General features: G+C 64.1%; 20 protein-coding genes. 12 read left to right on the top strand and 8 right to left on the bottom strand.

Going from position 1 to position 19,105, the window contains the following annotated elements; genetic code table 11:
- Positions 1 to 80: 80 nt before the first annotated feature.
- From surE to ENHY17A_RS08970, 8 genes are all read left to right on the top strand, one after another.
- Positions 81 to 845: a 5'/3'-nucleotidase SurE gene (surE, locus tag ENHY17A_RS08935; RefSeq protein ID WP_159712003.1), complete on the top strand. Its 765-nt coding sequence runs from the start codon at positions 81 to 83 to the stop codon at positions 843 to 845.
- Entirely contained in the window at positions 829 to 1,947 is a 1,119-nt protein-coding gene (locus ENHY17A_RS08940) for a peptidoglycan DD-metalloendopeptidase family protein (protein WP_236547832.1), read from the top strand. The genes surE and ENHY17A_RS08940 overlap by 17 nt, the downstream gene beginning before the upstream one ends.
- A complete protein-coding gene (locus ENHY17A_RS08945) occupies positions 1,947 to 2,984 on the top strand; it encodes a potassium channel family protein (protein WP_159712007.1) in 1,038 nt (345 codons plus the stop codon). Before ENHY17A_RS08940 ends, ENHY17A_RS08945 begins: the two co-directional genes overlap by 1 nt.
- 37 nt (positions 2,985 to 3,021) lie before the next feature.
- Entirely contained in the window at positions 3,022 to 4,428 is a 1,407-nt protein-coding gene (rimO, locus tag ENHY17A_RS08950) for a 30S ribosomal protein S12 methylthiotransferase RimO (RefSeq protein ID WP_236547833.1), read from the top strand.
- Complete coding sequence (locus ENHY17A_RS08955) at positions 4,349 to 5,593, top strand: threonine ammonia-lyase (RefSeq protein WP_159712009.1); 1,245 nt, start codon at positions 4,349 to 4,351, stop codon at positions 5,591 to 5,593. The genes rimO and ENHY17A_RS08955 overlap by 80 nt, the downstream gene beginning before the upstream one ends.
- Positions 5,594 to 5,862: 269 nt before the next feature.
- Complete coding sequence (locus ENHY17A_RS08960; RefSeq protein ID WP_159712011.1) at positions 5,863 to 6,648, top strand: arginyltransferase; 786 nt, start codon at positions 5,863 to 5,865, stop codon at positions 6,646 to 6,648.
- A gap of 155 nt (positions 6,649 to 6,803) precedes the next feature.
- Positions 6,804 to 7,205 carry a hypothetical protein gene (locus tag ENHY17A_RS08965; protein ID WP_159712013.1) on the top strand — a complete coding sequence of 134 codons (402 nt, stop codon included), beginning with the start codon at positions 6,804 to 6,806 and terminating at the stop codon, positions 7,203 to 7,205.
- Between the two features lie 75 nt (positions 7,206 to 7,280).
- Positions 7,281 to 8,585: a PepSY-associated TM helix domain-containing protein gene (locus tag ENHY17A_RS08970; protein ID WP_236547834.1), complete on the top strand. Its 1,305-nt coding sequence runs from the start codon at positions 7,281 to 7,283 to the stop codon at positions 8,583 to 8,585.
- Positions 8,586 to 8,606: 21 nt separating this feature from the next.
- Here ENHY17A_RS08970 and ENHY17A_RS08975 read toward each other — a convergent pair whose 3' ends face one another.
- From ENHY17A_RS08975 to ffh, 4 genes are all read right to left on the bottom strand, one after another.
- Positions 8,607 to 8,894, bottom strand: a complete 288-nt coding sequence (locus tag ENHY17A_RS08975) for a hypothetical protein (RefSeq protein WP_159712015.1) — start codon at positions 8,892 to 8,894, stop codon at positions 8,607 to 8,609.
- 23 nt (positions 8,895 to 8,917) lie between these two features.
- Positions 8,918 to 9,460, bottom strand: a complete 543-nt coding sequence (rimM, locus tag ENHY17A_RS08980) for a ribosome maturation factor RimM (protein ID WP_159712017.1) — start codon at positions 9,458 to 9,460, stop codon at positions 8,918 to 8,920.
- 56 nt (positions 9,461 to 9,516) lie between these two features.
- Positions 9,517 to 10,029, bottom strand: coding sequence for a 30S ribosomal protein S16 (rpsP, locus tag ENHY17A_RS08985; RefSeq protein ID WP_159712019.1), 513 nt, complete (start codon positions 10,027 to 10,029; stop codon positions 9,517 to 9,519).
- 123 nt (positions 10,030 to 10,152) lie between these two features.
- Complete coding sequence (gene ffh, locus ENHY17A_RS08990; protein ID WP_159712021.1) at positions 10,153 to 11,643, bottom strand: signal recognition particle protein; 1,491 nt, start codon at positions 11,641 to 11,643, stop codon at positions 10,153 to 10,155.
- Between the two features lie 240 nt (positions 11,644 to 11,883).
- Between ffh and ENHY17A_RS08995 the strand changes: the two genes are divergently transcribed.
- Positions 11,884 to 13,521 (top strand): putative bifunctional diguanylate cyclase/phosphodiesterase, encoded by a 1,638-nt coding sequence (locus tag ENHY17A_RS08995; RefSeq protein ID WP_159712023.1) that lies wholly within the window; start codon positions 11,884 to 11,886, stop codon positions 13,519 to 13,521.
- Here ENHY17A_RS08995 and ENHY17A_RS09000 read toward each other — a convergent pair.
- On the bottom strand, positions 13,496 to 14,083 hold the full coding sequence (locus ENHY17A_RS09000; RefSeq protein ID WP_159712025.1) for a DUF924 family protein: 588 nt from the start codon (positions 14,081 to 14,083) through the stop codon (positions 13,496 to 13,498). The two genes, ENHY17A_RS08995 and ENHY17A_RS09000, sit on opposite strands and share 26 nt — an antisense overlap.
- Between ENHY17A_RS09000 and mtaB the strand changes: the two genes are divergently transcribed.
- The 3 genes from mtaB (at position 14,082) to ENHY17A_RS09015 (ending at position 17,187) form a co-directional block, all read left to right on the top strand.
- Positions 14,082 to 15,455, top strand: a complete 1,374-nt coding sequence (mtaB, locus tag ENHY17A_RS09005) for a tRNA (N(6)-L-threonylcarbamoyladenosine(37)-C(2))-methylthiotransferase MtaB (protein WP_159712027.1) — start codon at positions 14,082 to 14,084, stop codon at positions 15,453 to 15,455. The genes ENHY17A_RS09000 and mtaB overlap by 2 nt on opposite strands.
- The gene (gene ftsY / locus ENHY17A_RS09010) at positions 15,452 to 16,378 is read left to right on the top strand and encodes a signal recognition particle-docking protein FtsY (protein ID WP_159712029.1); all 927 of its coding nucleotides are present in this window, start codon (positions 15,452 to 15,454) and stop codon (positions 16,376 to 16,378) included. The genes mtaB and ftsY overlap by 4 nt, the downstream gene beginning before the upstream one ends.
- Before the next feature lie 173 nt (positions 16,379 to 16,551).
- A complete protein-coding gene (locus tag ENHY17A_RS09015; RefSeq protein WP_159712031.1) occupies positions 16,552 to 17,187 on the top strand; it encodes a septation protein A in 636 nt (211 codons plus the stop codon).
- A gap of 56 nt (positions 17,188 to 17,243) precedes the next feature.
- On the opposite strand, the gene ENHY17A_RS09020 is transcribed toward ENHY17A_RS09015, so the two are convergent.
- From ENHY17A_RS09020 to ENHY17A_RS09030, 3 genes are all read right to left on the bottom strand, one after another.
- Positions 17,244 to 17,864 carry a superoxide dismutase gene (locus ENHY17A_RS09020; RefSeq protein WP_159712033.1) on the bottom strand — a complete coding sequence of 207 codons (621 nt, stop codon included), beginning with the start codon at positions 17,862 to 17,864 and terminating at the stop codon, positions 17,244 to 17,246.
- 103 nt (positions 17,865 to 17,967) lie between these two features.
- On the bottom strand, positions 17,968 to 18,612 hold the full coding sequence (locus tag ENHY17A_RS09025; RefSeq protein ID WP_159712035.1) for a histidine phosphotransferase family protein: 645 nt from the start codon (positions 18,610 to 18,612) through the stop codon (positions 17,968 to 17,970).
- Positions 18,602 to 19,105 (bottom strand): M67 family metallopeptidase, encoded by a 504-nt coding sequence (locus tag ENHY17A_RS09030; RefSeq protein ID WP_328799134.1) that lies wholly within the window; start codon positions 19,103 to 19,105, stop codon positions 18,602 to 18,604. The genes ENHY17A_RS09025 and ENHY17A_RS09030 overlap by 11 nt, the downstream gene beginning before the upstream one ends.

Genomic DNA, 19,105 nt, shown 5'->3' on the forward strand with positions numbered 1-19,105 from the left:
GCCACGAAGCGCAGCATTGCGAGGCACCCCCCCTCCACCGCTTCGCGGTCCCCCTCCCCGTGCCGGGGAGGATTTGAGAAATGCGCATCCTCGTCACCAACGACGATGGCTATCACGCGCCGGGGCTCAAAATCCTGGAGGCGATCGCCGCGCGATTCTCCGACGACGTCTGGGTGGTCGCGCCGACTGAAGAGCAATCGGGCGCGGGCCATTCGCTGACCCTGACGCGCCCCTTGCGAATCCGCCGCCACGGCGAAAAACGGTTCGCCGTTTCCGGCACGCCGACCGACGCCGTGATGATGGCGTTGGCCAAGATCATGAAGGTTTGCCCGCCCGACCTGATCCTGTCGGGCGTCAATCGCGGGGCCAATCTGGCCGAGGACGTGACCTATTCGGGCACCGTATCCGCGGCGATGGAAGGCGCGCTGGCCAGCGTCCGTTCGATTGCGTTCAGTCAGGTCTATGCCCGGCAGGGCATGGGCGACGCCGTCCCGTTCGAGGCGGCGAGCGCCTGGGGAGAACGCGTGCTGCGTCCGTTGATCGACCTCGAATGGACGCCACGCACCCTCATCAACATCAACTTTCCAGCGCTGCCAGCCGACGAGGTAAAGGGTGTGCGCGTCGTGACGCAGGGGCTGCGCGATTATGGCCGGCTTCAGATCGTCGCCAATCGCGATCCGCGCGGTTACGAGTATTTCTGGTTCGGCCTTGGCCCCACGGTAGAGACACCGGCGCATTCGACCGACTTGGAAGCGATCCGGGACGGCTATATTTCGGTCACCCCGCTGCATCTGGACCTGACGCACCGCGAATCCCTCGATATGCTGAGTGCAGCTTATCGTTAAGGGGGACGAGCGGATGGGGGCACGGGCGCGCTACGCAGCGAGGATCGGACTCGTGGGATTGGGGGGCGCAAGCCTTGCCGCCTGTATTCCGCAAGGTGCCGGGCCACGCGCGGTCGAGCCGCGTTACGCCGCGCCAGCTGCGCAGCCGGGCGGACCGGATCAGGTTCGCGAAGTCGCCGCCCCGCCCCCCGCCTGGGAAGCGCGCCGCGTCAGCGCAGCGGCGCGCACGATCGCAAGCACCCGTTACACCGTCCAGCCGGGTGATACGCTCGCGCGCATCGCCGAGCGCAATGGTGCCAGCGCTCGGGCGATTGCGCGGGCCAATGCCATGGTATCGCCCTTCATGGTGCATCCCGGTCAGCAATTGACCATTCCCGGCGGACGCTATCATCTGGTGCGTGGTGGAGAGACCGGCATCGCCATCGCCCGCGCCTACGGCGTGCCGTGGCAACAGGTGTTGGCCGCCAATGCGCTCACCGATCCCTATATTCTTCGCACCGGCCAGCGCATCCTGATCCCCGGCGACCCCGCGCCGGTGACCTACGCATCGGGCGGCCCCAGCAACGCTGCGACCCGCGCCGCGCGTTTCAGCTTGAATATCGAAGATATCGTCACTGGCGGCGAACCCGCCGTCGCCGCGAACGCGCAGCCCGCCCGCACGCAGCCGACGCCGACCCGTCCGCTCGCGTCGACCGCTGCGGTTGCCGCCCCGCCCCCGGTTCGCGGTGGGTTCCAGTGGCCCGCGACCGGCAATCTGCTCGCGCGCTTCGGCAAGGGGCAAAGCGGCGAGCGCAATGACGGGATCAAGATCGCGCTGCCCATGGGCACCCCGGTCCTCGCCGCAAATGACGGCGTCGTCATCTATGCGGGCAGCGAAGTTCCTGCGCTTGGCGGGCTCGTCATGTTGCGCCACTCGAACGGCCTCATCACCGTGTATGGCCATGCCAGCGAATTGCTGGTCCAGCGCGGCCAAACGGTGAAGCGCGGTCAGGCGGTGGCCTTTTCGGGCGATAGCGGTTTCGCCCCGCGTCCCCAGCTTCATTTCGAAATGCGCCAGGGCCGTGACCCGATCGACCCGCTCACGCGTTTACCCCAGATCTGATGGCCCGCCGACCCGTTCTCACCCATGCGACGATCAGCCGCAAATCCGGAATCCCGCCCTGGGTTTCGATCAGTTGGCGCGTGGGTGCGGTGCTGGGCCTCTATGCCTTTGCCGTCGCCTTTCACTGGTTCGATCGCGAAGGGCTGCGTGACAATCTCGACGATCAGATCAGCTTTCTCGACGTCATCTATTTCACGATGATTTCGATCACGACGACGGGTTATGGCGACATCGTGCCGGTATCGACGGGCGCGCGTATGTTCGACGCGCTGGTGGTAACCCCGATCCGTATCTTCGTGATCCTGCTGTTCATCGGTACCACCTATCAATTCATCCTCAAACGCAGTTGGGACAAGTGGCGCATGGCGCAGATCCAGAAAACGCTGACCGATCACATCGTCGTGGCGGGATTCGGTAAAACAGGGTCGGATGCGGTCAACGAACTGATCGCACGCGGCACCGATCCGGCCTGTATCGTCGTCGTTGATGGTGGTGCAGAGGCATTGAAACGTGCCGAGGATTTGGGCTGCAATATCCTGGTCGGCGATGCCACCCGCGACCAGACGTTGAAGGATGTGCGCGTCGAACGTGCGCGGACGATCATCGTCGCGACCGGGCGCGACGACACGTCAATCCTGGTGACGCTGACCGCCCGCCACCTGGCCGCCGACGTGCCGATTTCGATCATCATCAAGGCCGACGACAACGAATTTCCGGCGCGCGCGGCAGGGGCCAATACCGTCATCAATCCGGTCAGTTTCGCCGGCCTGTTGCTCGCCGGATCGGTAGAGGGCGCGCATGTCGCCGATTACATGCTCGATCTGGCCTCGGTCGATGGCCGCGTCCATCTCGCCGAACGAAAAATCACGATCGCAGAGGTGAACCAGCCACTGTCCGAAGTGACAACGGGACTGGGCGTCCGCCTTTACCGCGATGGCAAACCCTACGGCTTTTTCGAGCCCGAAGCGCTGTCGCTCCACGAAGGCGACGTGATCGTCGAGATCGTACCCGGCAACGGCAAGGATGCGCACCGCTAGCTTTTCCCGCGAAAATCGCTATGTGCGCGCATCAATCATGGCAACCAAACTCCCCGAACCACCGCGCATCGGCATGGTGTCGCTCGGCTGTCCCAAGAATCTGGTCGACAGCGAACGCATCCTGACGAAACTGCGCTCCGACGGTTACGAAATGTCCCCCGATTATGCGGGCGCGGACGTCGTGCTGGTCAACACCTGCGGCTTTCTCGATTCGGCGAAGGAAGAATCGCTGGAGGCGATCGGTGAGGCGATCAGCGAGAATGGCCGCGTGATCGTGACCGGCTGCATGGGCAAGGAAGCCGATGTCATCCGCGCGCGCTTCCCCAACGTCTTGGCCGTCACCGGCGCGCATCAGTACGAAGAAGTCGTCGGCGCCGTGCATGACGCCGCTCCGATGCCGCCCAGCGCGTTCCTCAACCTTGTCCCCGAAAGCGGGCTGAAACTGACGCCGCGGCATTACAGCTATCTGAAGATTTCAGAAGGCTGCAACCATCGCTGCGCCTTCTGCATCATTCCTTCGCTGCGCGGCGATCTGGTCAGCCGCCGTCCCGACGCGATTCTGCGCGAGGCGGAAAAGCTGATCGCGGCGGGCACGAAGGAATTGCTGGTCATCAGCCAGGACACCTCGGCCTATGGCGTCGATATCCGCAAGGAACCGCGTGCCTGGAAAGGGCGTGAGGTCGTACCGCACATGACCGATCTGGCGCGCGAACTGGGCCAGTTAGGCGGGTGGGTGCGGCTGCATTATGTGTACCCCTATCCGCATGTCGATCAGGTCATTCCGCTGATGGCAGAGGGGTTGATCCTCCCCTATCTCGACATCCCGTTCCAGCATGCCAGCCGCAGTGTGCTGCGCGCGATGCGGCGCCCTGCGAACGAGGCCAAGGTGCTCGAGCGCATCAAGGGCTGGCGCGAGATCGCACCCGACATCGCCATCCGATCGACCTTCGTCGTCGGCTTCCCCGGCGAAACCGAGGATGATTTCGAATATCTGATGGATTGGCTCCAGGAAGCGCAGCTTGACCGCGTCGGCGCATTCCGGTTCGAGCCCGTCGAGGGCGCAGCGGCGAACGATCTTCCCAATCCGGTGCCGGAGGCGGTCAAGGAAGAACGCTACGCCCGCCTGATGGAACTGACCGCGCGCATCTCCGCTGAAAAGCTCGGCGCCAAGGTGGGTCGCACGCTCGACGTCATCATCGACGCGGTGGACGCGGAGAGCGGCGGCGCGACCGGTCGATCGAAAGCCGACGCGCCAGAGATCGACGGCGAAGTCCATCTGCGCGACGCGGGGCATCTGGCACAGGGCGACATCGTCCGCGTCGAAATCGAGGACGCCGACGAGCATGACCTGTTCGGGGTGCCCCATGGCCTCCCCGGCGACCGACAGCAGCCCCGCCCTCCCCGTCTCCATCGACGATGTGTATGCGGCGGCGATGCGGATTGAGGGCGCGGTGGTCCGCACGCCGACGCTGATCTCGAAGACGCTGTCCGACCTGACCGGCGCCACCGTTTATCTGAAGTTCGAAAACCTTCAGTTCACCGCGGCGTACAAGGAACGCGGCGCGCTCAACACCCTGCTCCAGCTCGACGAGGCCGCACGCAGCAAGGGCGTCATCGCGGCTTCGGCGGGCAATCATGCCCAGGGCCTGGCCTATCACGCGACCCGGCTCGGCATTCCTTCGACAATCGTGATGCCGACCCACACACCAACGATCAAAGTTACCCAGACCGAAGGCCATGGTGCCAACGTCGTGCTGTTCGGCGAGACCTTCGACGACGCCTATGCCCATGCCCGCAAGCTTGAGGGCGAGTGCGGTTACACGTTCGTTCATCCCTTCGACGATCCCCGCGTCGTCGCAGGCCAGGGTACGGTCGCGCTCGAAATGCTCGAAGACGTGCCCGAAATCGACACCTTGGTCGTACCGCTGGGCGGCGGCGGGCTGATCTCGGGCATAGCCACTGTCGCCAAGGCGCAGGGCCGCCCAATCGAGGTGATCGGGGTCGAGGCCGAGCTTTATCCGTCGATGTACAACCGCATTAACGGCACCGACCTGCCGTGTCAGGGCGATACGCTGGCAGAGGGGATCGCGGTCAAGGAACCAGGCGTCATCACTGCAGAGATCGTCCGCGCGCTGGTTGACGACATCGTGCTGGTCAGCGAGCGCCGACTAGAGGAAGCGGTCAGTCTGCTCCTCCAGATCGAAAAGACCGTAGTCGAAGGCGCCGGATCGGCAGGGCTCGCCGCGCTGCTTGCCCATCCGGAGAAGTTCAGGGGCAAGATCGTCGGCACCGTGCTGTGCGGCGGCAATATCGACACCCGCCTGCTCGCCAACGTGCTGCTGCGCGACCTCGCGCGTTCGGGCCGCCTCGCCCGCCTCCGCATCCGGCTTCAGGACCGCCCCGGCGCGCTGTTCAACGTCGCCAAAATCTTCCACGAACAGGGCGTCAACATCATCGAGGTTTATCACCAGCGCGTCTTCACCACGCTGCCTGCCAAGGGCCTGATCACCGACATCGAATGCGAAACCCGCGACCGCAATCACCTCGACCGCCTGATCGCGGCTCTGAAGGACGCGCATTACGAAGTCGGATTGGTGGAACTGGCGTAAGAAATTCCTCCCCCCGGAGGGGGAGGGGGACCATCCGAAGGATGGTGGAGGGGTACCCACACCATCGATAGCGCAATACCCCTCCATCAGTCGCTACGCGACCGCCACCTCCCCTCCGAGGGGAGGAATTTCGATGGCCCCACCCCACCCAATCACAAATCCTTACCCGTTAACTTTCTTTGTTGGTAAACGCCCTTTTCACGACGGACCCAGTGATTCATAGTCGGCGTTAAGAAATTGACGCCGCGTCTGAAAAGGACCACCTCCAGGTGACCGCACCGTTCCGCTTTCCCCGCTTCTTCGTGACCTCGCCGTCACCCTGCCCCTATTTGCCGGGACGGCAGGAGCGGAAGGTCTTTACCGAACTGAACGGCCCGCACGCGGGCGAACTGAATGACGCACTCGGTCGCATCGGTTTCCGTCGCAGCCAGTCGGTCGCCTATCGCCCCAGCTGCGCGGGCTGCAACGCGTGCATGTCGGTGCGCGTCGTCACCGACGAATTCAAACCCAATGCCAGCCAGCGTAAATTGCTCAAACGCTATGCCGATATCGAGGTCACCGCGTGCCGCCCCTGGGCGACCGACGAGCAATACCGCCTGCTGCGCCGCTATCTCTCGACCCGGCACCCCACCGGCGGCATGTCGAACATGGACGATGCCGATTATGCCGACATGGTCGAACAGTCGCCGGTATCCTCTTACGTCATCGAATATCGCGAACCCCGTAACGCCGACGGCAAGCTCGGCAAGCTGATCGGTGCGTGCATCACCGATCAACAGCTCGACGGCCTGTCGATGATCTACAGCTTCTTTGCAGCCGACGACGAAACCCGCCCCGGCCTCGGGAATTTCATCATCCTCGACCATATCCAGCGCGCCCACTGCGCGGGGCTTCCCTATGTCTATCTCGGCTATTGGGTGAAGGGGTCGGCGCGGATGGAATACAAGATTCGCTACCGCCCGATTGAAGCGCTCGGCCCCAACGGCTGGATGCGCCTGGGCGATGATGACGAGCCGACGGTGGTCATGGCCCCGCGCGAAACGGTTCAGGCCTGATCGAGCTTCCCCTCCCGTTCGTTTCGAGCGAAGTCGAGAAACGTTAGCTAGGCGCTTGGAGGGGTTTCTCGACTTCGCTCGAAACGGACGGTGGTGATGCGGAACCGCAACAGCCGCTTCCCTTCGCCGACCACCCCCGCTAATCCCGCGCGCAAATGGGGACGCTCCGCACCTTCATCACCAGTCACAGCGCATCGATCGCGCTGCTATTGGCGTGCGTACTCGCGCTCAAACTGCTCATCCCCACGGGATACATGCCCGCGCCCGGCCAATTGGCGATCCAGCTCTGCACCGGCGAAGACGTCCGCACCGTCCTGATCGATCGGGACGGCCAGCGCATTCCGGATGGCCAACCGCATCAGGCCTCGGCCGCGATGCCCTGCGCCTATGCCGGACTCGTCGCGCCGCTGCTGTCGGCCACGCCGCCCGCGCTGCTGGTCGTCGCCATCCTGTTCATGCTGGCGACCGGGATCCGTCTAGCCAGCGTGCCGACAAGGCAACGTGCCGTCCCGCCGCGCCCGCCCGGTCGTGCGCCACCGCTTACAATCCTGACCTGATCCGACGGACGCGCCCACGCGCGTCCCCGTTTCCCGGCGTGCAGCCTCGCGCGCCCACAGGATGAACCGTTCGACATGCATGCACCCTCGACCGGAGGCGGTACTCAGCGCGCCTCGCTTCTGCATCGCGCCGTGTGGCGCTGGCACTTCTTTGCCGGATTGGTGATCCTGCCCTTTCTCGCCTGGCTGGCGATCACCGGCGGGCTTTATCTCTACAAGCCTGAGATCGAGCGTGCGGTCTATGCCGACTGGATCGCGGCCTCGCCTGGCGAGACGCTTGCGCCAACTCGACTTATTGCCGAGGCCCAACGCCAGACGGGCGGTCGCGTCGTCGATCTGACCAGCGCACCGCGGGGCGATAGCTGGCGCATGACCATCGACCGGTCGGGTGAGCGCCGTACCGCGTTCGTCGATCCCGCCACTGGCCGCGTGCTCGGCACCACGGCGCAAGGCGGCGTGATGGAGACGATCAAGACCCTTCACAGCCTGTCGATCACCGGTCCGATCGGCAACGCGATGATCGAAATCGTTGCGGGATGGGCAATCGCGCTGGTGCTGACCGGGTTCGTCCTGTGGTGGCCACGCCGCGAAACGGCTGCGTTCCGGACTGGCGGGGCGCGCGGCAAATGGCGGCGTGTCCACGCCTGGACCGGGGCGACCGTTGGCGTGGTCCTGCTGTTCCAGGCGGCAAGCGGCATGTCCTGGTCGGTCGTCTGGGGCTCTCTCATGCAAACCGTCATCGCCAAGACCGAAAGCGGCCGCCCGCGCCCAGGCGGCGTAGCGCCAGCCGACCACCACGCCCCCGCTCGCGCAGCAGGGACGGACGACCCCGCTCTCCCCTGGTCGATGCAGCGCGCCGCCGTGCCGCACGCCGCCCACCATCAGCGCATCGACGCGGACGACGCGCTCGCCATCGCCAATGCGCGCGGCATCGGTGCGCCGTTCACGCTCCGCCCGCCGGGCGAGCCGGGCCAGCCCTGGCTCGCCTCGGCAGCCGTTACCAATTCGCGTGACGCCCATGTCGTCTATATCGATCCGCAGGACGGCGCGGTGCTGCTGGACGCCAAATCGAAGGATTTCGGCCTCGGTGCGCGGACATTCGAATGGGGGCTCTATACCCATATGGGTCAACAATATGGCGAGGCGAACCGGCTGCTCATGCTGGCGGGTGCGATGGGCACGCTGCTGTTATGCGTCACGGCACCGATCCTCTGGTGGAAACGCCGCGGTGGGCGCCGCTTCGCACCTGCGCCGATCGCCGATCCTGCAACGTCGCGGCGCGTGGCGGCGGTGATGCTGATCGTGGGAATGGCGCTACCGCTAACCGGTTTGACGATGCTCGCCGCGCTCGCAGGCGAATGGCTGTGGGGGAAGCGCTAAGCTAGGCCGACCGACGGCGCATCATGGCGCGCGGTAACCCCAGCCGCGCTCCATGACAAAAGCCACCAGAAGCGAAATGGGCAGGGAGAAGAACGAATACAGTGCCGCCGCGCCCACCAGGACGATCTGCCATCCGGCCTCAGTAGGTGGCTCGCCGAGCCACGGCGACGTCTGGATTGCGAATATCGCAATAATCGGAAACAACATGGTCGCTACGAAGCGTCCCGGCACTTGTCGCCGTACGACAAACGCGCCGAACAGCCACCCCAGAATTGCGGTGGCTAGCGACACGATGATCAATCCGCCCAACGTCATCCGCCGATGCTATCCGATCACGCGCCCTCGACATACCCCGCGGCGACCACCAGTCGCTCGGCATTCCATTCCGGAACCGCCTCAGCGCGCATCGGCACCATGAAACGCTTGCCGCCTTTTCCGTTTTCGGACGGTGGGCGTTCGATCTCGATCACGTCGCCCGCACCGAAATTCTCGATGGCAACGACCTGGCCGATCGCCACGCCTGTGTCGTCGACCACCGGCAATCCGATCAGGTCGGCATGATAATATTCGCCGTCGTCCAGCGCAGGCAATTCCGAACGCGGCACCGACAATTCGGTCCCCCGCATCGCCTCTGCCGCGTTGCGATCCGCAATTTCGGCAAAGCGCGCAATCGCGCCGTTATTCCCGGCGCGTAGCGATTTGAGGGTTAGTTTGCCGCCGTTGAACGACCGATAGTTCGCCAGCCCGTCGGCAAAGCTCTTCAGACGCACTTCGCCCGCCACGCCATGCGCGCCGATGATGACGGCAAGGGTGACGGCAGAGTCTCCCCTCCCACTTGTGGGAGGGGTCGGGGGAGGGCTTGTTTCTTCGGTCATCTTGGCCGCACAGGCCCTCCCCTAGCCCCTCGCGCAAACGGGAGGGGAGTTTTGGCTTACTCGGCCTTGGCTTCTTCGGTCGAAGCTTCGTCGGCCTTGGCTTCTTCCGTCGGTGCTTCGGCAGCGGCTTCTTCGGCTGCCGGTGCTTCTTCAACGGGTGCTTCTTCAGCCACGGGCTCTTCCTTCGGCGCTGCTGCTGCTGCCTTGGCTTCCGCTTCGGCTTCTTCCGCAGCCTTCAGCTTCTCGGCACGCTCTTCTGCGCGTTCGGTAGCCTTTTCGCCGGGCTTCGCCTTGTTCGGGTTGCTGCGGGCCGCACGCTCGCGCACGCCTGCTGCGTCCAGGAAGCGAGCAACGCGGTCGGTCGGCTGCGCGCCGACGCTCAGCCAATGCTTGGCGCGATCGCCATCCAGCACGACGCGCTTTTCGTCGTCCTTGCCGAGTAGCGGGTTGTACGTGCCGATCTTCTCGATGAACTTGCCGTCACGCGGTGCGCGCGCGTCAGCGACGACGATACGGTAATAAGGGCGCTTCTTCGAGCCGCCACGCGACAGGCGAATGCTGGTTGCCATGTTAATCTAGTCCTTCTTCTCAAATATCGTCATCCCAGCGAAAGCTGGGATATCTCGGTTATCGTTCCGCTCCCTCACCCCGATGCCCCTGCTTTCGCAGCGGCGACGAAGAGGGGAAGCGTCTCACTTCTTCTTCAACATATTCTCGAACCCCGGCGGCAGTTGCGGCATCCCGCCCTTGCCACCCGGTCCGCCAAGTCCGGGGAGCCCGCCCCCGGCCTGCTTCATCATCTCGCCCATTTGCGGGCCGCCCAACGCATTGCCCAGGCCACCCATGCCGCCCTTGCCAAGCATTCCGAGCATGCCTTTCAGGCCGCCCATCTTCTTGATCTTCTTCATGGCGTTCTGCATTTCCTGATGCATCTTCATCAGCTTGTTGACGTCCTGAACGGTCGTTCCGCTGCCCTTGGCCACCCGGATCTTGCGCTTGGCGTTCAGCAGCGCGGGGTTGGCGCGCTCCTTGGGGGTCATCGACGTGATCATCGCGTCCATGCGCAGCAGGATGCGTTCATCGACATTGCCCGATGCCATCGCGGCCTGCGCCTTCTTCATGCCCGGCATCATGCCGGCCAGCGCGCCGATGCCGCCCATGCGGCGCATCTGAGCCAACTGCCCGCGCAGATCGTTCATGTCGAACTTGCCCTTGGCCAGCCGCTCGGCCATGCGCTCGGCATCGTCGGCCTCGATCGCCTGCGCGGCCTTTTCGACCAGCGAGACGACGTCGCCCATACCCAGGATGCGCCCCGCGACGCGTTTGGGATGGAACGGCTCGATCGCGTCGAGTTTCTCGCCCATGCCGGCGAACTTGATCGGCTTGCCGGTCACCGCGCGCATCGACAGCGCCGCACCACCGCGGGCATCGCCGTCCATCCGGGTCAGGATCACACCCGTCAGCGGCACCTGATCCGAGAAGTTCTGTGCGACGTTGACCGCGTCCTGACCGGTCAGCGAGTCGACCACGAGCAGGATTTCCTGCGGAGTGGCGATGTCGGCGACCGCCTTCATCTCGTCCATCAACGCCTGATCGACGTGGAGGCGACCCGCGGTGTCGAGCATCAGGACATCATGGCCCTGCAACTTCGCCGATTGCAGCGCACGCCGCGCAATATCGACCGGCGCCTGACCCTTGACGATCGGCAGCGTCGCGACTTCGGTCTGGGTGCCCAGCACCGCGAGCTGTTCCTGCGCAGCCGGGCGATTGACGTCGAGCGACGCCATCATCACCTTCTTGCCCTGCTTCTTTAGGAGCTTGGCGAGCTTGGCGGTGGTCGTCGTCTTGCCCGAGCCCTGAAGGCCGACCAGCATGATGACCGCAGGCGGCGTCGTGTCGATCTCAAGCTCGGCCGTATCCGGCCCCAGCATATCGACCAGCGCGTCGTGGACGATCTTGACGACTTGCTGCCCCGGCGTGATCGACCGCAGCACTTCATGCCCGACCGCCCGCTCGGTGACCTTTTCGACGAATTCGCGCGCGACGGGCAGCGCGACATCGGCCTCCAGCAGCGCGATCCGCACTTCGCGCATCGCGGTCCGCACATCGGCTTCGGTCAGCGCACCGCGACCGCGCAGACGGTCGAATACGCCGCCCAACCGATCGCTAAGACTCTCGAACATCGTCACTCCAATCCCGTATCCAGACCCCAAACGCAAAACGAGCCGGCGGACGAAACCTCGTCGGCCGGCCTACCCCATGGGGCTTCGCCTTGTCGTTCGTCTGGAACGAATATGGGTGCCCGTTACCCGCGATGCACCGCAATGGCAAGAGTTTCGCGCCTTAACCGATCGGCAACCCCCCGCATGCGACGATGCTCGCCCAGCCCTGATCGGACGTAACGGGCGAGCGAAAGGCGCATCATGCCAGCGGACCTACTCAAAGATTTGCCGGAACAGGGCAGCATCGCACCCCGCAGCCTGTTGACCGCAGGGATCAGCGCGGCGGCGATCATCCTGTTCGTCGGCACCGGTGGCGCCGTGCTGGTCGGTGTTTCCGACTGGTGGCGATATGGCGGGACGCCGGTCGAACCGTTGCTGGTCACGGCATTGCTTCTGAATATCGCGCTCATCCTGCTTGGCTGGCGCCGTCATCAGGCTTTGCGCCATGAAATCACCGTCCGCACCGCCGCCGAGCAGCGCGCGCACCTGCTCGCCAGTCGCGATTCGCTCACCGGCTTTCTCAATCGTCGCTCGATCGCCGACGAAGGGGCGGCGATGTACGTCCATGCCGAACGCCGGGGCAAGGCGATGGCGTTGATGCTGATCGACCTGGATCATTTCAAGACCGTCAACGACATGCACGGCCATGCGGTGGGTGACGCCCTGCTGCGCGCCGCCGCTGACAAGATCGCCGCGGCATTGCCCGACAATGCCGTCGTCGCACGGCTGGGCGGAGACGAATTCGCGTGCGGCATGGTCTTCGACCCGTCGCATCCGGAAGCCGTCGAATGGGTCGCACAGGCGCTCGTCTCCCACCTCGCCCAACCCCTCGATGCCGAAGGGGTTCGCTGCCACGTCAGCGCGTCGATCGGCATCGCACGATCGGACTTCGAATGCCCGTCGATGGACGCGCTGCTGCGTTCCGCCGACATCGCGATGTATGCCGCCAAGAAAGCGGGCAAGAATCGCTATGCCTGGTTCGACGCGTCGATGGAGCGTGAACTGAAGGCGCGCAACGACCTCGAACTCGGCCTTCGCACCGCGATTCCCAAGGGCCAGATCGTCCCCTATTTCGAACAACAGGTCGATCTCGACACCGGCAAGCTGACTGGCTTCGAAGTGCTGGCACGCTGGGAACATCCCTTGCGCGGACTGATCCAGCCCGACGCCTTCATCGGGATTGCGGAGGAAACCGGCATGATCGGCGACCTGTCGCTGTCGATCATGCGCCAGTCCTTTGCCGCTGCGCGCGACTGGGACCCGTCGCTGTCGCTTTCGGTCAATATCTCGCCTACCCAGCTTCGCGATCCCTGGCTCGCGCAAAAGATCATCAAAGCGCTGGTCGAGACCGGCTTCCCTGCCAACCGGCTGGAAATCGAGATTACCGAAAGCGCGCTTTTCGAAAATCTCGCGCTCGCACAATCGATCGTCGGCAGCCTCAAGAATCAGGGCATCGCCGTCGCGCTCGACGATTTCGGCACCGGCTATTCCAGCCTCGCGCATCTGCGCGCGTTGCCGTTCGACCGGATCAAGGTCGACAAGAGCTTCATCACCTCGATCAACGACAGCGCCGACTCGGCCGCGATCGTCACCGCCATCGTCCGCCTGGGCGAGAGCCTGAACCTTCCCGTCACCGCAGAGGGCGTCGAGGATGCAGAGGTTCAGGAGCGGCTACGCTCGATCGGCTGCATGAAGGGTCAGGGTTGGTATTACGGCAAGCCCGTATCGGTCGCAGGCGCACGCCGTCTGCTCGCCGAACGCGGGTTGATCCGCGTCGGCGCGCCGGATGCGCCGCGCCCACAGACCGACGACGTCACCAGCCAGCGTCAGGTCGGCTGAGATATTCCTTTTCGGCTGGGGTGCTCTTGCGCCCGAGCGCCTTGTTGCGTGACGGGAACCGGCCATGGTCCGCGATGACGGCGGCATGGTCGCGCGCGAATTTGACCTGCACGTCGAGCCCCGCCTCGGCAAACAGCGCGATCGCATAGTTTTGCAGCCCCATATTCTCGGCGTGCATCAACGGCATGTAGAAAAAGGCGCGCTTCTCCGGCGTCACCTCCAGGTCGAACCCGGCGCGAATGCCCTCCAGCGTCAACTGCACGGCCAGCGGATCGGCGGCATAGGCTTCCGCCGATCCCCGGTTCAAATTGCGCGAAAACTGGTCGAGTACGATGATCGCCGCCAGCATCCGTTCGGCATCGCCGCGCCACCCATCGGCATCGGTCGCCAACAGATGATCGCGCAAGGCACCGAAGCGCTTGGCGATCTTGGCGTCCAATTTGTCGTCCTTGGCGAATTGCTGTTCGGTGGTCAGCGCGAACCAGAATTCGATCACCTCGCGTGCGCTCGCCACCGGGCTTGCGTGGACTTCGCGCTCGCTCGCCCCTAAGTCAGCCGCCATGTCGTCCCCCTCTTCGTCATTGCCAGCGGCCGAAATCGTCAGCCTGGGCTGTCGATTGAACATCGCCGAAAGCGAAACGATCCGTGCGCTGGTTGGACACCGCGACATGGTGGTCGTCAATAGCTGTGCGGTGACCAACGAAGCGGTGCGCTCGACACGCCAGGCAATCCGCCGCGCCAAGCGCGCGCGTCCGGGCGCAGAGATCGTCGTGACCGGCTGCGCAGCGCAGATCGATCCCGCCAGCTTCGCGGCGATGCCAGAGGTTGCGCGTGTCGTCGGCAATGCCGAAAAGCTCGACCCCGCCGTTTGGGCCGCGAACGACCGGATGGCAGTCAGCGACATCATGGCCGTCCGCGAAACCGCCCCGCACCTCGCCCATGCCTTTACCGGACATGCCCGCGCATTCGTCGAAGTCCAGAATGGCTGCGACCATCGCTGCACTTTTTGCGCGATTCCCTATGGCCGCGGCAACAGCCGCTCGGTCCCGGCTGGCGCAGTCATCGACCATATCGCGGCGGTTGTGGCGCAGGGCCATAGCGAGGTCGTCCTCACCGGCGTCGATCTCACCAGCTACGGCCATGATCTGCCCGGCAAACCCGATCTCGGCGCACTCGTCGAACGTATCCTGCGCCACATCCCCGCAATCCAACGCCTGCGCCTGTCCTCGCTCGATTCGATCGAGATCGACGACCGCCTGTTCGCGCTGCTGACGCAGGAACCCCGCGTCATGCCGCACGTCCATCTCTCGCTTCAGGCAGGCGACGACATGATCCTCAAGCGTATGAAACGCCGCCACTCGCGTGCAGAAGCAGTGGCATTGGTGGAACGCCTGAAAACGGCTCGCCCCGAAATCGCGATCGGCGCCGACATCATTGCTGGCTTCCCGACGGAAACGCCCGAAATGTTCGCCAACAGCCTCTCGCTGATCGCCGATTGCGACATCGTCCACGCCCACATTTTCCCCTTCAGCCCCCGCACCGGCACGCCTGCCGCCCGAATGCCGCAGGTCGCCCCGCCAGAGGTAAAGGCCCGCGCCGCCACCTTGCGCGCCCGTGCCGCCGAACATCGCGCCGCGTGGCTCCGCTCGCTGATCGGGACCGAACAGGACGTGCTTGTCGAACGCCCCGGCGACCGCGGCCATGCAGGCAACTTCGCCGAGGTCCGATTGACCGAGACCCATCCCGTCGGCAGCGTCATCCGCACCACCATCACCAGATTAGAAGGCACCACCCTCACCGCCCGCTCAACCCATACCCGGGCGAAGGCCGGGGCCCAGTTGGGCGGCGCCCGTGATCTTCCCCAATCTCCCCCAACTGGACCCCGGCCTTCGCCGGGGTACGGCGCGACGTTCAACGAGAAAATCCCCGCATGAACTCCTGGCACGACCGCCTCCTCGGCGGCTTCAAGAAGACCTCCGACCGCCTGATCGGCAACCTCGCCGGGCTCGGCGCGGCACGGCTCGACGACGATCAGCTCGACGAGATCGAAGAAGCGTTGATCGCCTCCGATCTCGGCCCCGACACCGCCGCGCGTGTCCGCAAACGGCTGTCCGAGGGACAATATGAGCGCAATATGGAGGAGCTCGGCATCCGCCTGGTGGTCGCCGAGGAAATCGAGAAAAGCCTGGCCAAAGTCGCCAAACCGCTCGAGATCGAGGCCTTTCCCCGCCCCCAGGTCATCCTGGTCATCGGCGTCAACGGATCGGGCAAGACCACCACGATCGCCAAGCTCGCCCACAGCCTGGTGGAGCAGGATTACGGCGTGATGCTGGCGGCAGGCGACACCTTCCGCGCCGCTGCCATCGGTCAGCTGAAGACCTGGGCCGACCGCATCGGCGTACCCATCGTCTCCGGTCCCGAAGGCGGCGACGCGGCGGGTATTGTCTATGAAGCGGTGAAACAGGCGACCGCAACCGGCATCGACGTCCTCATCGTCGACACCGCCGGGCGGCTTCAGAACAAGCGCGAGTTGATGGACGAGCTGGCGAAGATCCGCCGCGTCCTCGGCCGCATCAACCCGGCCAGCCCGCACGACGTCGTCCTCGTCCTCGACGCCACCACCGGCCAGAATGCGCTGTCTCAGATCGAGGTGTTCAAGGAAGTGGCTGGCGTCACCGGCCTCGTCATGACCAAGCTCGACGGCACAGCCCGTGGCGGCGTGCTGGTCGCGGCCGCCGAGAAATTCGGCCTACCCATCCACGCGATCGGCGTCGGCGAGACGATCGACGACCTGCGCGGCTTCGACGCTAGCGAAGTGTCCCGCATCATCGCTGGCGTGGAAAGCGCTCGGAAATAACAGGCTCCTGCCCCCCAAACCGTTTGTCCCGAGTAGCCGTCGAGCTTGTCGAGAAGGCGTATCGAGGGAGGCTCAACCCAAACGCATCTCGATACGGGTTCTCGACTTCGCTCGAACCCTACTCGATACCAACGTTTGAGATGCGCTGGGACTGAAGCAAATTTGGAAATGAAATGACCGACGCCACCACCCCACCAACCAACACCCCCAAAACCGGCCCGGGTTTCCGAATGCTGGTCGATTTCGGCCCGCTCGCCGTCTTCTTCCTCGTCAACACCTTCGCCCCTGGCCCGCAGCTAAGCCGCGTGCTCGCCGCGACCGCCGCCTTCATGGTCGCCATTGCCGTCGCGATGATCGCCTCGCGGGTAAAGACCGGCCATATCTCTCCGATGCTGTGGGTGTCGGGCGTGCTCGTCCTCCTGTTCGGTGCGCTGACGCTCTATTTCCACAACGACACCTTCATCAAGGTGAAGCCGACCATCGTCTATTCGATGTTCGCCGCGGTGCTCGCGTTCGGCCTAATCACCAAACGCCCGATGCTGCAAATGGTGCTGGAGACTGCTTATCCCGGCCTGTCCCCACGCGGCTGGCACCTGCTGACCATCAACTGGACGATCTTCTTCGTCGTGATGGCGGTCATCAACGAAGCGGTCTGGCGCACCCAGACCTGGGACTTCTGGGTCGGGTTCAAGCTTTGGGGCGTGGTGCCGCTGACCTTCGTCTTTGCGATGCTCAACGTGCCGATGCTAATGAAGCACGGCCTAAACGCTGAAAAACCCATTGACGCGCCGTTGCCGCCGGAGGGCTGACACGAAAAAGGGCGCCGGGATCATTCCCGACGCCCTTTCGATTCTCATAAGGTCACTCAGCCTTGATCAGCCCGGCTAACGCCTTCACCGTCCAGGTTCTGCGCGACAAAATCCCAGTTGATAAGGTTCGCCGTCACCGCATCCAGATAGTTCGGACGTGAGTTACGATAATCGATGTAGTAGGCGTGCTCCCACACGTCGATCGTCAGCAGCGGGCGCATGCCCTCGTACACCACCGGCGTGTCGGCATCGTGCAGCGACGTCACCTTAAGCTTGCTGCCGTCGAGCACCAGCCAGCCCCAACCGTTGGAGAAATGCGCGGTCGATTCCTCGACGATCTTCTTCACCAGCGCATCGGCCGATCCGAATTCTTCGGTAATCATATCGCCCAGCTTGCCAGTCGGCTTCTGGCCATCGGGTGAGAGGCCCTGCCAGAAAAAGCTGTGGTTCCAGATCTGGGCCGAGTTGTTGAACAGCCCCTTGTCGCCCTTATCCTTCGCCGCCTGAATGACTTCGGTCAGCTTGCGCCCCTCAAGCCCCTTGTCGCCAAGCATTCCATTTGTCTTGTCGACATAAGCCTTGTGGTGCTTGCCATGATGGAATTCGAGCGTCTCTGCCGACATGTGCGGCGCGAGCGCGTTCTTGTCGAAAGGAAGGGCGGGAAGTTCGAAAGCCATGTCGGCGTCCTCCTGTTTGGATGATCGGATACGCTTCGCCTAACGCATCACCCGCCGAAAAGCGCCATGAGAATCGTTCGCGTAACGAGTTCGGCAACAGCGATCAGCGCGTCTTGAGCGTCGCCCCGAACAGCAGCACTTCGCTATCGGCGGGCGAGACCTGCAACGATCCACCCCCCTGCGCGACCAGCGCATGGACCAGATGTGCCGCCGCCGCGCGCGGGGTCATGCCTGCATCGCCACGCGCGCCAGACAGCGCGTCGCGTAGCTCGGAATCAAGCACGATCCGCGGCCCGTCTGCGCGGATGACGATTTCGATCGCATCGCCGACCTGTTCCGCACCGATATCGAGCTGCCCGCCGCGCACCAGCGCATCGCCGCCGATCAGCGCCAGGTTGAGCAGGACCTTGATCGCCTGTTTTGGCAGCACCGACTCGGCAACCATCCAACCGATGGTCAGCCGGCTATTGTCCGAAAACAGCCCTTCGATCGCATTCTTCGCTTCGCGGGTGTCAACCGTTTCGCCGAAACCGCCCGCCGCACCGAATGCCAGGCGAAAGAATTTCAGCTTGTTTGCCGATGCACGTGCGCTGTCCGCCAGCAATTCCAGGCAGCGTTTGCGCATTTCCGGATCCTGCTCATCGGCCAGCAATTCCAGCCCATTGTTCAGCGCGCCCACCGGGCTCAACAGGTCATGGCACAGGCGCGAGCATAGCAGGCTGGCGAAATCGGTCGGTTCAATCGTCAAAAGTCAGGCTCCAGGATTCCGCGCGCAACGGGTCGTTGTTTCGGGCCAGCGACACGGTACGAACGCCGGATTCCAATCGATTACCAGTGATACAGTCGAAAGCAACCGCATCGAACCGCCCATGCACGCCTCCATGCGGCACAGCGCGCCACAGGCGTGCCCGGGCGCGCGTCACGATCAGCCACAGCGATCCGTCTGGCACCGCATCCGCGGCGTCCGCCCGCGATGGGTCGGGATCGCCGCTGGGATGCGAGTGATAATGCCCGATTATTGCCTGCCCCCCCTCGCGTACCGCCCGGTGCGCAGCGATCAACGCAACGGGATCGATCTCGAAAAAACGCGTGGGATCGGCGGCGACATTGTTGGTGGGGCGCGACATCATCTCTCCCTCTCCTGCCAGCAACAGCCCGCAAATCTCCGCATCCGGCGATGCATTCGCGGCTGCAAAAAGATCAATCAGGGTCTCGCTTGAAAGCCGGGGCGTCATCCCCAT

Source organism: Sphingomonas sp. AX6, from assembly GCF_902506605.1.
GTDB lineage: Bacteria > Pseudomonadota > Alphaproteobacteria > Sphingomonadales > Sphingomonadaceae > Sphingomonas.